The sequence below is a fragment of the Vagococcus sp. WN80Y genome, from assembly GCF_059621045.1.
The window spans coordinates 1-13,299 of the sequence record NZ_JCAQHY010000169.1; the positions used below are offsets into that span (position 1 = coordinate 1).

19 protein-coding genes are annotated in these 13,299 nt (G+C 37.7%); 10 read left to right on the forward strand and 9 right to left on the reverse strand.

The features are described 5' to 3' along the window. Positions 1-107: 107 nt before the first annotated feature. Genes ytpR through pepA form a run of 4 tightly spaced genes read right to left on the reverse strand, consistent with a single transcriptional unit; the run spans position 108 to position 2,632 of the window. Complete coding sequence (gene ytpR / locus AC5KOD_RS17195; RefSeq protein WP_496915814.1) at positions 108-734, reverse strand: YtpR family tRNA-binding protein; 627 nt, start codon at positions 732-734, stop codon at positions 108-110. Between the two features lie 20 nt (positions 735-754). Further along, a complete protein-coding gene (locus AC5KOD_RS17200; protein ID WP_496915815.1) occupies positions 755-1,216 on the reverse strand; it encodes a universal stress protein in 462 nt (153 codons plus the stop codon). 19 nt (positions 1,217-1,235) lie between these two features. After that, the gene (locus tag AC5KOD_RS17205; protein ID WP_496915816.1) at positions 1,236-1,547 is read right to left on the reverse strand and encodes a thioredoxin family protein; all 312 of its coding nucleotides are present in this window, start codon (positions 1,545-1,547) and stop codon (positions 1,236-1,238) included. Positions 1,548-1,555: 8 nt separating this feature from the next. Beyond that, on the reverse strand, positions 1,556-2,632 hold the full coding sequence (pepA, locus tag AC5KOD_RS17210; protein WP_496915817.1) for a glutamyl aminopeptidase: 1,077 nt from the start codon (positions 2,630-2,632) through the stop codon (positions 1,556-1,558). 152 nt (positions 2,633-2,784) lie between these two features. Here pepA and AC5KOD_RS17215 point away from each other — a divergent pair, with 152 nt between their 5' ends. Together AC5KOD_RS17215 and AC5KOD_RS17220 are read left to right on the forward strand one after the other, a co-directional pair. Further along, positions 2,785-3,342, forward strand: a complete 558-nt coding sequence (locus AC5KOD_RS17215; protein ID WP_496915818.1) for an NUDIX hydrolase — start codon at positions 2,785-2,787, stop codon at positions 3,340-3,342. Positions 3,343-3,503: 161 nt separating this feature from the next. Beyond that, the gene (locus AC5KOD_RS17220) at positions 3,504-3,839 is read left to right on the forward strand and encodes a peptidase (protein ID WP_496915819.1); all 336 of its coding nucleotides are present in this window, start codon (positions 3,504-3,506) and stop codon (positions 3,837-3,839) included. 47 nt (positions 3,840-3,886) lie between these two features. Here AC5KOD_RS17220 and trmB read toward each other — a convergent pair whose 3' ends face one another. From trmB to AC5KOD_RS17240, 4 genes are all read right to left on the reverse strand, one after another. Beyond that, on the reverse strand, positions 3,887-4,534 hold the full coding sequence (gene trmB / locus AC5KOD_RS17225; protein ID WP_496915820.1) for a tRNA (guanosine(46)-N7)-methyltransferase TrmB: 648 nt from the start codon (positions 4,532-4,534) through the stop codon (positions 3,887-3,889). Between the two features lie 134 nt (positions 4,535-4,668). Next, the gene (locus tag AC5KOD_RS17230; protein WP_496915821.1) at positions 4,669-5,454 is read right to left on the reverse strand and encodes a phosphotransferase; all 786 of its coding nucleotides are present in this window, start codon (positions 5,452-5,454) and stop codon (positions 4,669-4,671) included. Positions 5,455-5,632: 178 nt separating this feature from the next. Next, positions 5,633-6,853, reverse strand: a complete 1,221-nt coding sequence (locus AC5KOD_RS17235) for an ABC transporter permease (protein WP_496915822.1) — start codon at positions 6,851-6,853, stop codon at positions 5,633-5,635. Continuing rightward, on the reverse strand, positions 6,853-7,593 hold the full coding sequence (locus tag AC5KOD_RS17240; protein ID WP_496915823.1) for an ABC transporter ATP-binding protein: 741 nt from the start codon (positions 7,591-7,593) through the stop codon (positions 6,853-6,855). The genes AC5KOD_RS17235 and AC5KOD_RS17240 overlap by 1 nt, the downstream gene beginning before the upstream one ends. 238 nt (positions 7,594-7,831) lie before the next feature. Here AC5KOD_RS17240 and AC5KOD_RS17245 point away from each other — a divergent pair, with 238 nt between their 5' ends. The 6 genes from AC5KOD_RS17245 to AC5KOD_RS17270 all read left to right on the forward strand — a co-directional run bounded on the left by AC5KOD_RS17245 (position 7,832) and on the right by AC5KOD_RS17270 (position 11,056). Next, the gene (locus tag AC5KOD_RS17245; RefSeq protein ID WP_496915824.1) at positions 7,832-8,263 is read left to right on the forward strand and encodes an HIT family protein; all 432 of its coding nucleotides are present in this window, start codon (positions 7,832-7,834) and stop codon (positions 8,261-8,263) included. Further along, entirely contained in the window at positions 8,260-8,610 is a 351-nt protein-coding gene (locus tag AC5KOD_RS17250) for a YtxH domain-containing protein (RefSeq protein ID WP_496915825.1), read from the forward strand. The genes AC5KOD_RS17245 and AC5KOD_RS17250 overlap by 4 nt, the downstream gene beginning before the upstream one ends. A gap of 165 nt (positions 8,611-8,775) precedes the next feature. Continuing rightward, the gene (locus tag AC5KOD_RS17255) at positions 8,776-9,795 is read left to right on the forward strand and encodes a peptidylprolyl isomerase (RefSeq protein WP_496915826.1); all 1,020 of its coding nucleotides are present in this window, start codon (positions 8,776-8,778) and stop codon (positions 9,793-9,795) included. A 176-nt stretch (positions 9,796-9,971) separates the two neighbouring features. Further along, positions 9,972-10,241: an IreB family regulatory phosphoprotein gene (locus tag AC5KOD_RS17260; RefSeq protein ID WP_496915827.1), complete on the forward strand. Its 270-nt coding sequence runs from the start codon at positions 9,972-9,974 to the stop codon at positions 10,239-10,241. Next, positions 10,238-10,660, forward strand: a complete 423-nt coding sequence (ruvX, locus tag AC5KOD_RS17265; RefSeq protein WP_496915828.1) for a Holliday junction resolvase RuvX — start codon at positions 10,238-10,240, stop codon at positions 10,658-10,660. Before AC5KOD_RS17260 ends, ruvX begins: the two co-directional genes overlap by 4 nt. A 69-nt stretch (positions 10,661-10,729) precedes the next feature. Further along, positions 10,730-11,056, forward strand: a complete 327-nt coding sequence (locus AC5KOD_RS17270) for a DUF1292 domain-containing protein (RefSeq protein WP_496915829.1) — start codon at positions 10,730-10,732, stop codon at positions 11,054-11,056. 66 nt (positions 11,057-11,122) lie between these two features. On the opposite strand, the gene rnhC is transcribed toward AC5KOD_RS17270, so the two are convergent. Then, positions 11,123-12,040, reverse strand: coding sequence for a ribonuclease HIII (gene rnhC, locus AC5KOD_RS17275; RefSeq protein ID WP_496915830.1), 918 nt, complete (start codon positions 12,038-12,040; stop codon positions 11,123-11,125). 210 nt (positions 12,041-12,250) lie between these two features. On the opposite strand from rnhC, the gene zapA reads away from it, so the two are divergent. Continuing rightward, positions 12,251-12,703 (forward strand): cell division protein ZapA, encoded by a 453-nt coding sequence (zapA, locus tag AC5KOD_RS17280; RefSeq protein ID WP_496915831.1) that lies wholly within the window; start codon positions 12,251-12,253, stop codon positions 12,701-12,703. A 44-nt stretch (positions 12,704-12,747) separates the two neighbouring features. Beyond that, on the forward strand, positions 12,748-13,296 hold the full coding sequence (locus AC5KOD_RS17285) for a CvpA family protein (RefSeq protein WP_496915832.1): 549 nt from the start codon (positions 12,748-12,750) through the stop codon (positions 13,294-13,296). The last annotated feature ends 3 nt before the right edge of the window (positions 13,297-13,299 follow it).

Consider the following 13,299-nt stretch of genomic DNA (forward strand, 5'->3'; position numbering starts at 1 on the left):
ACTCAATGCACAAAAAATATCTTGGCGATTATCAGTTATTCTGATTGTCACCAAGATATTTTTCTGTTTTAAGAGAGTTTTGTCCCACCCTCTTTTAGTTATGTTTTTTATAGCGTGTACTCACTGCCGACGAAAGCTTCACCGATTTCGGTGTCGAAAGGCAATTCAAGAATACCACGAACGCTAGGAGCATTAGGAACTTGTAGCTCGCGTGCTGAACAGATCATGCCTTGACTTTCAATCCCGCGTAATTCGCCAGGCCAAATTATTAAGCCATCAGGCATCATAGCTCCTGGCTTGGCCACGACTACTTTCAAACCTGCCTTGATATTAGGTGCGCCACAGACAATTTGCAAGACATCGCCATTGTCAACTTCTGTCTGGGTAATGGATAAATGATCTGAATCTGGATGAGCTTTACAGCTTTTTACAAAACCTGTCACGATTTTGGGTAAGCGATCATCGCTGATTTGTTCAGCAAAACCTTCTGTTGCTAGTAATTGGTTGATAGTAGTCAACTGTTCATCAGTTAAGTGAACTTGCCCTTGGCCAGTTAAGTCTGGTAAGTTAGTTGAGATTGAGAAAAAATTCCAACCAACTGTTTCAGCTGTTTCTTTGATAAAAATACGGGTAATTTTCCCGCGAGATTCTTTATCAACCTCTTGTCCTTTAGCGTTTGCGACGATGACCATTAAGGTATCGCCAACGGCTTCTTTGTTGTAACTAAAAATCATGTTAAGCTCCTTTTATTGTGTTAGTCATTTAGGGTTGGACGGACTACTAGGACATCACATGGGGCGTTGCGAATTACATAATCGCTGACGCTACCCATCATGAGTTTTTCCACAGCGCTAAGTCCAGATTGTCCAACCATAATTAAATCAATGTTGTATTTTGCTGGTAATTCTTCTGCCATCAAGACTTTAGGAGAGCCAAAAGTTAGAAGTGTCTCTACGTTGTCATAGCCTTTTGAATGAGCGTAATTTTTATAGTCATCGAGCATTTCTTTTGAACGGTCGGTCTCTTGTTGAAGTAGTTCTGCATTGGTTAGAGAATAACCCATATTGCCGTAAAGTCGATTCTCAATGATATGAGCTACTACTACTTTAGCTTGATTTCGTTTGGCAACAGCAAGTGCTTTGTCAAAGGCTTCGCGGGCTTGATCACTGCCATCGATGCCGACTAATATGGCTTGGTATTCTTGTGAATCTAACATTTTCTTCACCTTCCTTAATTTAGAGACTGTTTAAAAATGTGAGGATTTCTTCTTTTGTTTTACGTTGTTTATTGACTAGCCGCCCAATTTCTTTGCCCTCTTCAATTACAACAAAACTTGGGACGCCAAAGATATCCCATTGAGAACATAGTTCGATGTAAGCATCGCGGTCAACTTGAACGAAGTCGTGGCTTGGAAACTCAGCTTCAATTTCAGGCATAACCGGTTTAATGTAGACACAATCGCCACACCAGTCAGCTGTGAAGAAAAAAACGTGCTTACCAGTTTCAACATAACTGGCCAATTCCTCTAAAGATTTGGGGATAATCATCTCGCTACCTACTTTCCGTAAATAATCTCATTGATGGTATCGGCATTTAAAGTTTTCATCGTTGTGATAGTCATGTCCTTGGCAGCTTCATAGTCGCTGATGTTAAACATTGTTTGGTGGGTATGAATATAACGACCAGGAACGCCAATCACAGCACTTGGAATACCATCATTCATCATGTGAGCTGCACCAGCATCGGTACCACCTTTAGAAACAAAGTATTGATGATTGATATTATTCGTTTCGGCAACCTCAAGAATGAATTCTCGCATCCGACGAAGAGTAATCATGCCAGGATCGAAAATACGAACTAAGAAGCCTTCGCCTAAATGACCAAAAGTGTCTTTTTTACCTTCTAAATCATTAGCAGGTGAACAGTCAACCGCAAAGAATAAATCAGGTTTAAATTTGTGAGTAGACGGCCGAGAGCCACGCAATCCAACTTCTTCTTGAACATTAGCACCAGCAATTAAGGTGAATGGCAAATCAACATCTTTCAACGCTTCAAGAGTTTCGATTACGAGAGTACAACCGTAGCGGTTATCCCAAGCCTTGCTGATGATGTTTTTCCCATTGGCAGTTTTAATTGTTTCTACATCAGGAACAATACTATCACCAGGACGAACACCATAGCTTTCAGCTTCTTCTTTTGAGTCAAAGCCAGCATCAAAGAGAATATCTGTGACTTCAACTTTCGCTTGACCATTTGTTCCTCGCAGTAAATGAGGGGGAACTGAAGAGGAGATGACTGGATAATTTCCTTTACGTGTTTTTAATGTAAATCGTTGAGCTGAAACGACATAAGGATTCCAACCTCCTAATGGCACAACTCTGAACAGACCGTTCTCTGTAATTTGTGACAGCATAAAGCCAACTTCATCCATATGCGCGGCTAACATAACTCTTGGTGCATTTTCAGCTTTACTTTTTTTTATGCCAAAAACGCCACCTAAGCCGTCAAATTCGATTGAATCCACATAAGGAGCGATTTCCTTTTTCATGACCTCGCGAATATCGTCTTCAAAACCGCTTGTTCCTTGAACTTCTGTCATTTTCTTTATCAGTTGAAATGTTTTTTCTTCCATAAATGTCTCTGCAATTTGCAGAGCCCCACCTCACTTTCACTTGTTAGTACTATTATAACGCAAGCAGCGTTTTTTTTCATGGATTTCTCTTGAGAGACGTGAAACTGTGCTACAATTAGAGAAAAGAAGTTTCCATTTTTAGGAGGGATTGAATGACGCCAATTGAAATGATTCGTGGGTATGAGCCAACTTGTTTGCAGGAAGAACAGGATCAGCGTCAGATATTAAGTTATATGTCATTGTTTAAGGACTTGCTAACTAGGGAAAATACGATTGCTCATTTTAGTAGTTCAGGCTTTATTATTAACAAAGAGCGGACAAAGACCTTGTTTATTCATCATAAAATTTACAATGCTTGGTGCTGGACTGGTGGTCATGTAGATGGTGATTCAAATTTTAGTCAGGTTGCGCTAAAAGAGGCTGAGGAAGAGACTGGACTAAAGGAATTAGTGTTGTTGTCAGATGAAATTGCTAGTTTGGATATTATTCCTGTTATTGGTCATTTAAAACATGGTAACTGGGTCTCGGCTCATCAGCATCTATCAGTTGCTTATGTGATAGTGGCGGATGAAAAAGAACCGTTGATTCAAAATAAACTGGAAACTAATGGGATTAAGTGGGTTCCCTTTGAGACAATTGCTGAACTAAGTGGAGAGGCCGAGATGGTGCCCATCTACAATAAATTGTTAGCATTTATTGAGGCTAACTGATTGTATTAATTAGTCATCAAGATCGACAGCTAGACATGTAAAAGTGCTCAAAAAAGGTGATTGAGGCTAAAATATGGTGTGATTAAGGTGGCAACTGAAAAATTATGCTACAATAAGTTCAATGTTATAAAATGATTTTAGTGATAGAGGAGGGGCAAAGAATGTTTGAGGATGATAAGTATGATTATTTAGGTGCAGGGTTAGTTAGTGGACTTATTTTAGGGACAATTGGTGGGATAGTTGCTACTAATTGGTACAAAAAGAAGAAAACAATGAATGCTGATGTTGTTTTAGAATCAGTTAAGTCTGCCTTTTTGAAGGAAGGTCCGATTGAAGGCTCGTGGATCGAATTTAGTAAACAACCGTTACAGAAGTTTGCGATTAAGTCTAAAACCTATACAGGTGGGATCACCCGCTTAGAGGATTTAGACATGGTGCAGTATGAGTTTATTGCAGATGCCTATACAGGGACGGTTTTAGATATTTATCGTCTATAGAAAAAAGTTACTAACAAGTTAATTTGCTGACTTGTTAGTAACTTTTTTTATTTTTTCGCTGGAAAGTAAGCTTCTACTCGGTAAATTGGCTGTCCTTTTGCAGCAAATTTTTGTTCATATTCAGTCATGATATTGCCTTCGAAATCACTGGCATGCAAATCAAGCCAAACTTTTTTCAAAATCATTCCATACTGAGAAAAACTAGCAAGTGAATATTCGAATAAGCCGCGGTTATCTGTTTTAAAATGAAGCTCACCATTGGGAGGTAAGATCGTTTCATAACCTTTTAAAAAGGTTTGATAAGTTAGGCGTCGCTTAGCATGTCGTGTTTTAGGCCATGGATCAGAAAAATTTAAGTACATTTGACTAATTTCGTGAGGGGTAAAGTAATCCGTCACAGCACCACCATCTACATGTAAAATTTGAAGATTAGCTAAAGGCTCCTCGATTTGTTTATCTAAAATATCAATAAGGACGCTCAATTGAATTTCAATGGCAATGTAATTGATTTCGGGATGAGCTTTTGCCATGCCATAAATAAATTGTCCTTTACCAGAGCCAACCTCGATATGAAGTGGCTGTTGATTGCCAAAACGTTCTTGCCATCGACCGCGCCAAATAGCTGGCTCAGATACCACATATTGTGGAAATTCATCAACCTTTTCCTTGGCCCATGGTTTGTTTCTAACACGCATAATGTAACGCTCCTTTTTCTTTTAGTTGATCAGATTAAAAGAGGGTGGGATGTTTGTCCCACCCTCTTAGGGTGTTGGTTGTTTTTTTTAAGTTAGCAGGTTCTCAATTTTGAGAGTGCCGGATTTGATGAGTATCAGTAATTATAAAGTCGTTTTAGTAAAAGAATTTCTTGATTCATTTGCTTGAAATCTTGCTTGAGATAAGCTGTTTTGATTCGTTGTAAAAAATCCATGCCACTATACCAGTAGAGGCGCTCGATACTTTCCGAGGGCTCTTGGATGCCATATGAAGTCAGCCAACGAGGCCAGTCATCTAGTGGGACATATCGTCCTAAGATAGTGCCAAGATCAGCTGCTGGATCAGCAAGCATCGTGGAATCCCAATCAACTAGATAAAGTCTGCCACTTTCAGATAGCAACCAATTATGATGAATCGGATCTCCGTGACAGGCTTGAACCTCAACTGAATCAGGAAGATGGTCTTCTAAATAACGAAAGACACGTTTTAAATAGTGATTCTTTTTTAGCTCTAGTGGAAGTTCATGAGCGTAGGCACTTAAAAAATCAAAGGCTTGTTTTTCTTGCCCCCCTACACGATATAGCATATTTTTTAAAGATTCTGATTGATGCAGATGTTGCATAATTTGAATAACATCAAGGCGTTGGCCAACCTCAGAAGGATTTAACAAGTAGCCATCCAACCACTCTTGAGCGGTTAAGACATCACCGTTGCCAGTTCGTTTCGTCCAGATTAGTTTAGGCGCAATACCTTCAAGAGATAAAGCCGCAAGAAAGGGCGAAGAGTTTCGCTTAATAAAAATTCTTTCAGAGTCTCTGTTTATCCCCATATATGCTTTACCAGTATCTCCTTTGATGGGCTGGAGAGACCAGTTTTTATCAAATTGAAAATTGGCAACCATAGCTTCTCCACCTAACATTGATCTCGAGTAACTGCTGACTAATAATGGGGAATCGTTTATCTAGCACGATCGGTAACGCTAATTTAGTCTAAAAATAGTATGCTTAATTTTATTATTATTAGTATCTTTCATTGTAAAACCCCAGACCTACTTCGTCAAGCTAGGAAGCCACTTTGTGCTAAAAGCGATCAATTTTTTTCAGTCGACTTGGGAGATAAAGGCGTGTAAATAGTAAAATTTCCACAAAGATCGCGCCAATGACAATTAAACTATCGAGTTTGTTTGGTAAAACAATCAGTGCTAAGAGGCTGAAAATGGAGCCAACACAGATTAAAAGTAACCTTACCAGCTGATTGACAGCTGATTTTTTATCCTTATTTGCGAGAGGATAAAGAGCGGTCATAATCATGTAGTCAAATTGTCCATAGATTGGGATCATTTGGAAGCCAATCAAGTAGATAATCACCAAAGAAACAACTAGAACTAAGAAAAATTCGTTTAAGAAAACGAGAATTAGCGTACCAACTAGTGTTAAGCGAAGAAAGAGACCGCTGTATTCAGCGCCACGAACAAAGCTTCGACTATAGAGATAGCGATAAGTATTTTGATGGGTTCGTTTGATTTTATTTAACAGGCTGTCAAAGATTTTTCGACGTTTGACTTTTCCAGAAATACCAGGCACATCGGTAAATAGGTTGATAAATTGATAGATGCGCTTCATCCGCTGTTGTTCCTGAGTAATCATGACTTCCCAGTCTAAGTTTTTGGCACTAAAGGTTTGTTTTATAGCTAACGATTGGTAAAAAATACTTACTACGGTAAGAACTAGACCGAGAGCGCTATGAACAAATAAAGCACTGATAATCGCCATAAGGCTTATTGCAAACCAAATTCCCCAGTCTTTTCTTTGTTGCGCCTGATTTGCCAAAAAGAACAGATTAAACTGTTGGAGGAGGTGACTGCTTTTTAGCCCCCAGAGCATCAGAGTGAATAAGGCAAAGTCTAAAATAGATGAGCGAGCAACAGCAACTAATAGCGGCATGGTTACACCGATAATAACAAATAGAAAGCAAAGCGGTAATAATAATGAATGACGATAGGCTGATTTCAAATAGCCACTCATTTGTCTCTCTTTTGGCAGTAAGAAAACTTTATCAGCTTCTTTCATTAGAGTAGCTAAGCGTCCACTAAATAACGCCAGTAACCAGACAAGGGCTACTAGGGGCTTCCCCAAGACAAACTGACTATCTAAGGTTTTTACTAATTCCGAATAATAGAGACCAAATCCTCCTAATAAGAAAAATGAGATTAAGACGACATGATCGTTAAGCACATATTTTAAATAACGCGTAAGCATCGTTTGATGACGATTTAGGCGTTCTTTATAAAAGTGTTGCATTAGGCCGTCGCTCCTTCTTCTTTAGTCAGAGCTACATAGATGTCATCCAGTGATGAGTCAGGTAAATTGAATTCTTGGCGCAACTCCTCGATGGTCCCAATGGCTCTAATTTTTCCTTCATGTAAGACGACGAAACGATCACAATACTTTTCAGCAGTGGCAAGAATATGGGTCGACATCAAGATAGCCGCACCTTGTTGTCGCATGTCATTCATTAATTCTAGTAAGGCGTGGATCGCTAAGGGATCGAGCCCTAAAAAGGGTTCATCAATAATATATAAACTGGGTTCAATTAAAAAGGCACAGAGAACCATTACTTTTTGTTTCATCCCTTTAGAGAAATGAGCAGGAAACCACTCTAGCTTATTTTCTAGACGAAATGTTTTTAAAAGAATAGCGGCTCGGCGATGGGCCTCTTCAACCGGAATATCATAAGCCATAGCTGTGACTTCGATATGTTCCTTGAGAGTTAGTTCTTCATATAAAGAAGGGGTTTCTGGGATATAACCGATTTTTTTTCTGTAAGTTTCTGGATTAGCTTGTAAGGTTTCAAAATCAATCTTAATCTGACCTTGCTGAGGAGTGAGTAGTCCAATAATATTTTTGATTGTCGTACTTTTACCAGCACCATTAAGTCCAATCAAGCCGACCATTTCACCTTTATTGACCTCGAAGCTAATATCCTTTAAAACTGGAATATGACCGTAGCCGCCAGTTAAATTTTTTATTACTAAGCTCATACAATTGCCTCCGTTTATTTTTTCTAGAATGCTCAGGAAGGAGAGGTTCCTTCCAAGACATGCCTTAAAATTTTTCACTATTTATTATAACATAGTCGAATGAAAAACATATTCGTAAAAAGTATGAAAAAAATAAGAATCTCCTTCTAAGTATGATTAGTTTTTGACTTTTACTAGAGCTATCCTTTATCATTAGAAGTAATGTGATGTTAGCAAAGTGGAAAAGGAGCGATTGACAGTGGAAAATTGTATTTTTTGTAAAATAGTTAATAAAGAAATTCCAAGTTATAAAGTGTATGAGGATGAGGCTGTTTATGCTTTTCTTGATTTGACGCAGACAACAAAAGGGCATACGTTAGTGATTCCTAAGAAACATGTGACTGATATTTTTGAGTATGATGAAGAAACGGCTGGGGAGTTGTTTGCGCGAGTACCTAAAATAGCTCGTGCAATTGAGAAGGCTTTTCCGGATATGGCTGGGTTAAATTTAGTTAATAATAACAAAGAGATGGCGTATCAATCTGTGTTCCATTCTCATATTCATTTGTTACCTCGTTATAGCAAAAAAGATGATTTCAGCATGCGCTTTGCTGACAATAGTGGCGATTATACACCAGCAGATATGGCTGCTCTAGCGGATAAAATCAATGAGCAGGTGAGTCGCTCATGATCGGACGGTTTATTAAAGGTTTAGCATTTGGAACAGTGGTTGGTGGGACTTTAGGTCTTTTATTTGCTCCTAAAAGTGGCAGTGAGACACGTCGTAGATTAGTTGATGAAGTGGATGACGCTACGAATTTGACAGAGGACTTGACAGTTAGCTTGAAAAATTTTCAAGAGTCACTCGCTAATTTAAAGGAAACTGCGAGTCAAGTATTGCCTGCCTTTAAAGAAGAGACGCAAAAATCAGTGGCAACTTATAAATTTAAGGCTGAACCGAGGCTTGTTGAAATTAATAAGCAAGTGGAGAAAATCACACAACAGCTTGAAAAAGGGAAGTCTAGCTCACATTCATAATCTATTTATGAATTTTGTAGCTAAATTTAGCTTTTTCGTGAATTTTCTTTGATTTCCTTCTAAAACTATTAGAGAGGTAGTTGTTTCTGGACTCATTTATGGTATAGTTATTGAGGTGGAATTATTTTTACTAGGATTAAATTAAAATGAAATGGAAGTGCAATAATGAAGAAAAAGAAATTAGCTTTGGCTATTGTAGGTTTACTAAGTGTGGCTACGTTAGCAGCCTGTTCAAATGGAGGCACTGATTTAGTAACGATGAAGGGTGGTAAAATTACCACTGAAGAATTCTTTGAAGAAATTAAAACATCAGATGCTAACCAGCAAGCTTTAACATCGTCTATTATATTCAAGGTTGCTGAACAAGGTTTTGGTGATAAAGTTGATCAAAAAGACATTGATGCTAAGTACAAAGAAGTAGCTGATCAATATGGCGATGGATTTGCAGATGCCCTAAAAGGTGCTAACTTAACAGAAGCTTCTTATAAAGCTAATCTTAAGAAAAATCTAGCTCTTGATGCCATGTTGAAATCACATGTTAAATTGACAGATGAAGACTTGAAAGAAACATGGAAGACATTCCATCCGGAAGTTGAAGTTCAATTGATTTCAATGGATGACGAAGCTAAAGCAAAAGAAGTTCTAGAAAAAGCTAAAAAAGGCGATGACTTCGCTAAATTAGCGAAAGAAAATTCAACAGATGCTTCAAGCGAAGATAAAGGAACTGTTAAATTTGATTCAACAACAGCTGCTAATATTGTTCCAGAAGAAGTTAAAGAGGCTGCTTATAAACTGAAAAAAGATGGCATTTCTGAGTTAATCACTGTGACTGCTAACAATGGTATGGCTGATGTTAGTACATATTACATTGTTAAAATGGTTAAACCACAAGATAAAGGTAACGACATGGAACCATTCAAGAAAGAAATCAAAAAAATTGCTACAGATGCTAAGCTACAAGACCAAACATTCTATATGGAAACTATTGGTAAAGAGTTAGAAAAAGCCAATGTTAAGATTAAGGATGATGCTTTGAAAGGTGTGCTTTCTCAGTTCATTACAGAGGATACAAAGGCTAGCTCAACTAAAGAAAGTGCTACTAAAGAAAGCAAAACCAAAGAGAGTTCAACTAAAGAGACAAAAGAGAGCTCAACTAAAGAAAGTTCAACTGAAGAGTCAAAATAATAAGTATAAAGCCAAAGTTGGAAAACTTTGGCTTTTTTAGACAAATACTGGGACTAAAAGTCTAAATTTTGACTAAGGTTCTGGTCAAACTGCTTGAAGATTGAGATATTGTTTGTAGTTTAGTGTCGTTTCTTGTAGAATGAAGATGACTATTTAAAGAAAAGAGGTGGAGATGGATGAGTTTTACAGATGAAACTGTACGTTTCGATTTTAATGATCACCGTAAACAAGAGGTGAGTGAAACATTAACAACTGTCTATCGAGCATTAGAAGAAAAAGGGTATAATCCTATTAATCAAATCGTGGGGTATTTATTGTCAGGAGATCCGGCCTATATACCGCGTTATCAAGACGCCAGAAATCTCATACGTCGTCACGAACGAGATGAGATTATGGAAGAATTAGTAAAAAATTATTTATCCGATCACGGAATTGAGATTAAATGAGAGTCATTGGCTTAGATGTAGGTTCGAAAACCGTTGGGGTCGCAATTAGCGATCCTCTTGGTTGGACTGCTCAAGGAATTGAAATCATAAGAATCAATGAAAATGAGGGCGAATTTGGTTTTGCCCGTGTGCTAGAATTGATTAAAGAGTATCAAGTTAAACAAATTGTTATTGGCTTGCCTAAAAATATGAATAATTCGATTGGGCCAAGAGCCGAAGCGTCCATGACTTATGGGGCTGAATTAGAGGCTCTAGTTAACTTACCTGTTGCGTATCAAGATGAGCGATTAACTACAGTTGAGGCTGAACGGATGTTAGTAGAACAGGGGAATGTCTCGCGTAATAAGCGCAAAAAAGTGATTGATAAATTGGCTGCAGTCATGATTTTACAAAATTACTTAGATAAACATTCTAGCTAATGGATAGGCAAATCGTCTAAGTTAGGCTATAATATAGTCTGAAGTAACGACTAGAAAAGAGGAAAATACATGTCACACGATCATAACCATGATCATGACCACGATCATGACCATGAATATATTACTCTAATTGATGAGGAAGGCAATGAATCTTTATTTGAAATCTTATTAACGATTGATGGTGAAGAAGAATTTGCGAACAAACAATACGTTTTACTTTTCCCGGCAGGTGTTGAAGAAGATGACGAGGAAGTAGAAGTAGAATTATTAGCTTATGAGTACATCGAAGCCGAAGAAGGTACGGAAGGCGACTTGCGCAACATCGAAACAGATGAAGAGTGGGATATGATTGAAGAAGTTTTCAATGCCTTTATCGAAGAAGAAGAACAAGCTTAATAACAGTAAAAGGAGACCGCACGCTTATTTTGAGCTGTGTGGTCTCCTTTTTGCAAGAAAGATCAATTAATTGAGTCTTTTTTGAGCTTTTTGTGTATTAGCGAAGTGAAGCTTGGCGTATTTACCTAAAAGCGCCATGCCACCTCGTTTAAGTAATTTAGCTCCTGCAGCATCAGATTTTGGGCCTGCGCCAGAGGGGATGACCATGCCAAGTTCTTTACTAGCTTGGTCTAGGGCTTCTAAAAAACTTGTTCGACAAATAATTGAAGCAGCAGCAACGGAGAGATGATACTGTTCTCCTTTAGTTGTAAAGTAAATTTTTTCTTTTACTTGATTTTTTTCTCTAGCTAAATGTTTGCGGTAGTTAGTTTCAGGCGTAAATTGATCGATCAAAATACCTTCGGGCTTAACTGGCGCAATATCTTGTAATAAGAGATAGATTGCCTGATTATGGAGGGCAACTTTCATTCGATTGACATTGTAGTCTGGTTGAATTTGATTGTACTTTTCAGGTGTGACAATTAATTCATGATAAGGGACTGCGAGTTTAATATCAGGTGCAATTGAGCGAATTTGTTTATCTGTCAGTTCTTTAGAATCTCGTACGCCTAGTTCTTTTAAAAGTGGCATTTGTTTTTTTTCGACGTAGGTCGCGCAGACGACGACAGGTCCAAAATAGCTACCGTTACCGACTTCATCACTGCCAATTACGGACCATGATGCAAAATCTTTTGGCAGGAGATTGCTTGTGACTTTTTTTGAAGGTGCTGCGCTTGCTGTGTCACCCCATTTACTAGCTTCACTTTCTGCGCCGTTTCCTTGAAACATCACTTTACCTGAGGTGTAAGCTGTGATAGTTAGACCGCCAACTTTTGCAGAAAATTCTGCATAGGGAGGTGTTTTTTCTTTGATGCTGCTTTGATAATGAGTGGCCATTTTTTTGATAGTTGCAGGTGAGACTTTAATAACATTTGAATTTGCCATTTTAATTCCTCTTCTATAGTTAATTGGGCTTCTGTTCTATTTTAAACAATTTTTGTGGAAATCTCAAATAGGCTAATAGGGTTTGTAAATTCATTTAATCTAATTTATAATAGATAGAGGTTTAATATAAGCGTAATTTAAGGTTTTTCATTCAATTATTGCTATATTTCATGGTAAACTATGGGTAGATAGAATAATGGAGGATTTGGCATGTCTCAAGAGAAAAAAAGATATAAAGCGAAAATCGCAAATAATACATATACTATTATCGGAACAGAAAGCAAAACGCATATGGATATTGTGACGGAGCTTGCAAATGATCAGTTACAGGAAATTATGTCTTTGTCACCTAATACTGATATATCTCAAGCATCAATATTATTGGCTGTTAATTCAATTTCTGATCAATTAAAAAAAGAAGAGAGACTTTTATTTTTAGAAAAGGAAATCGCCGAACTAGAAGAGAAAGTCGCTCATGTGGAAGAGCTAGAAAATCGTTTGAAGCGCTATGATGAAATGGAGAGCCAAGCGAGAAAAGCATTGGCAAGTTCTGGACAAGAGACGGAAAATATTTCACCACTAGATGTCCAAAAAATAATGAACCAACAAGTAATTGAGAAGATTCAACAGAATGCGGCTAAGGTATCCAATAAAAAAGGGTAAAGCTGCTGTTCTAACAAAGACTTAAAAAGGAAAAGGTTAAATATATGCTAACATTAGTCATTATCATTGCACTAGCCATCGCATTTTACACAGGTGCTCGACGTGGTCTTGTGATGCAACTCATTTTAACAGTGGGTTATGTTATTTCACTTGCTATGGCAAAAAAATATTATCTGGTTCTGGCTAAAAAAATAGAGTTGATTGTTCCTTACCCAGCGCCTACAGCAGATAGTAAACTAGTCTTTTTTGAAGGGAATAGTTTATTCAAACTGGATAATGCTTTTTATGCGGGTCTAGCGTTTCTATTAATTCTATTTGTAGGCTGGTTAGGGACTCGTTTTATTGGTATTCTATGTCACAATTTGACTTTCTTTCCATTGGTAAAGCAAGCTAACACGCTTGGTGGTGGAATTCTAAGCTTTGTGATTGTCTATTTGGGGATTTTCTTTGCTTTATCTGTCTTGGCAATGATTCCTGTGGATTTTATTCAAAATTTATTTAGAGGCAGTGGGATTGCTCGTTTTATGGTAGAACGTACGCCTTATTTTTCTAATCAAGTGGTTATTTGGTGGATCAATACGGTAGGAAAATAGTAA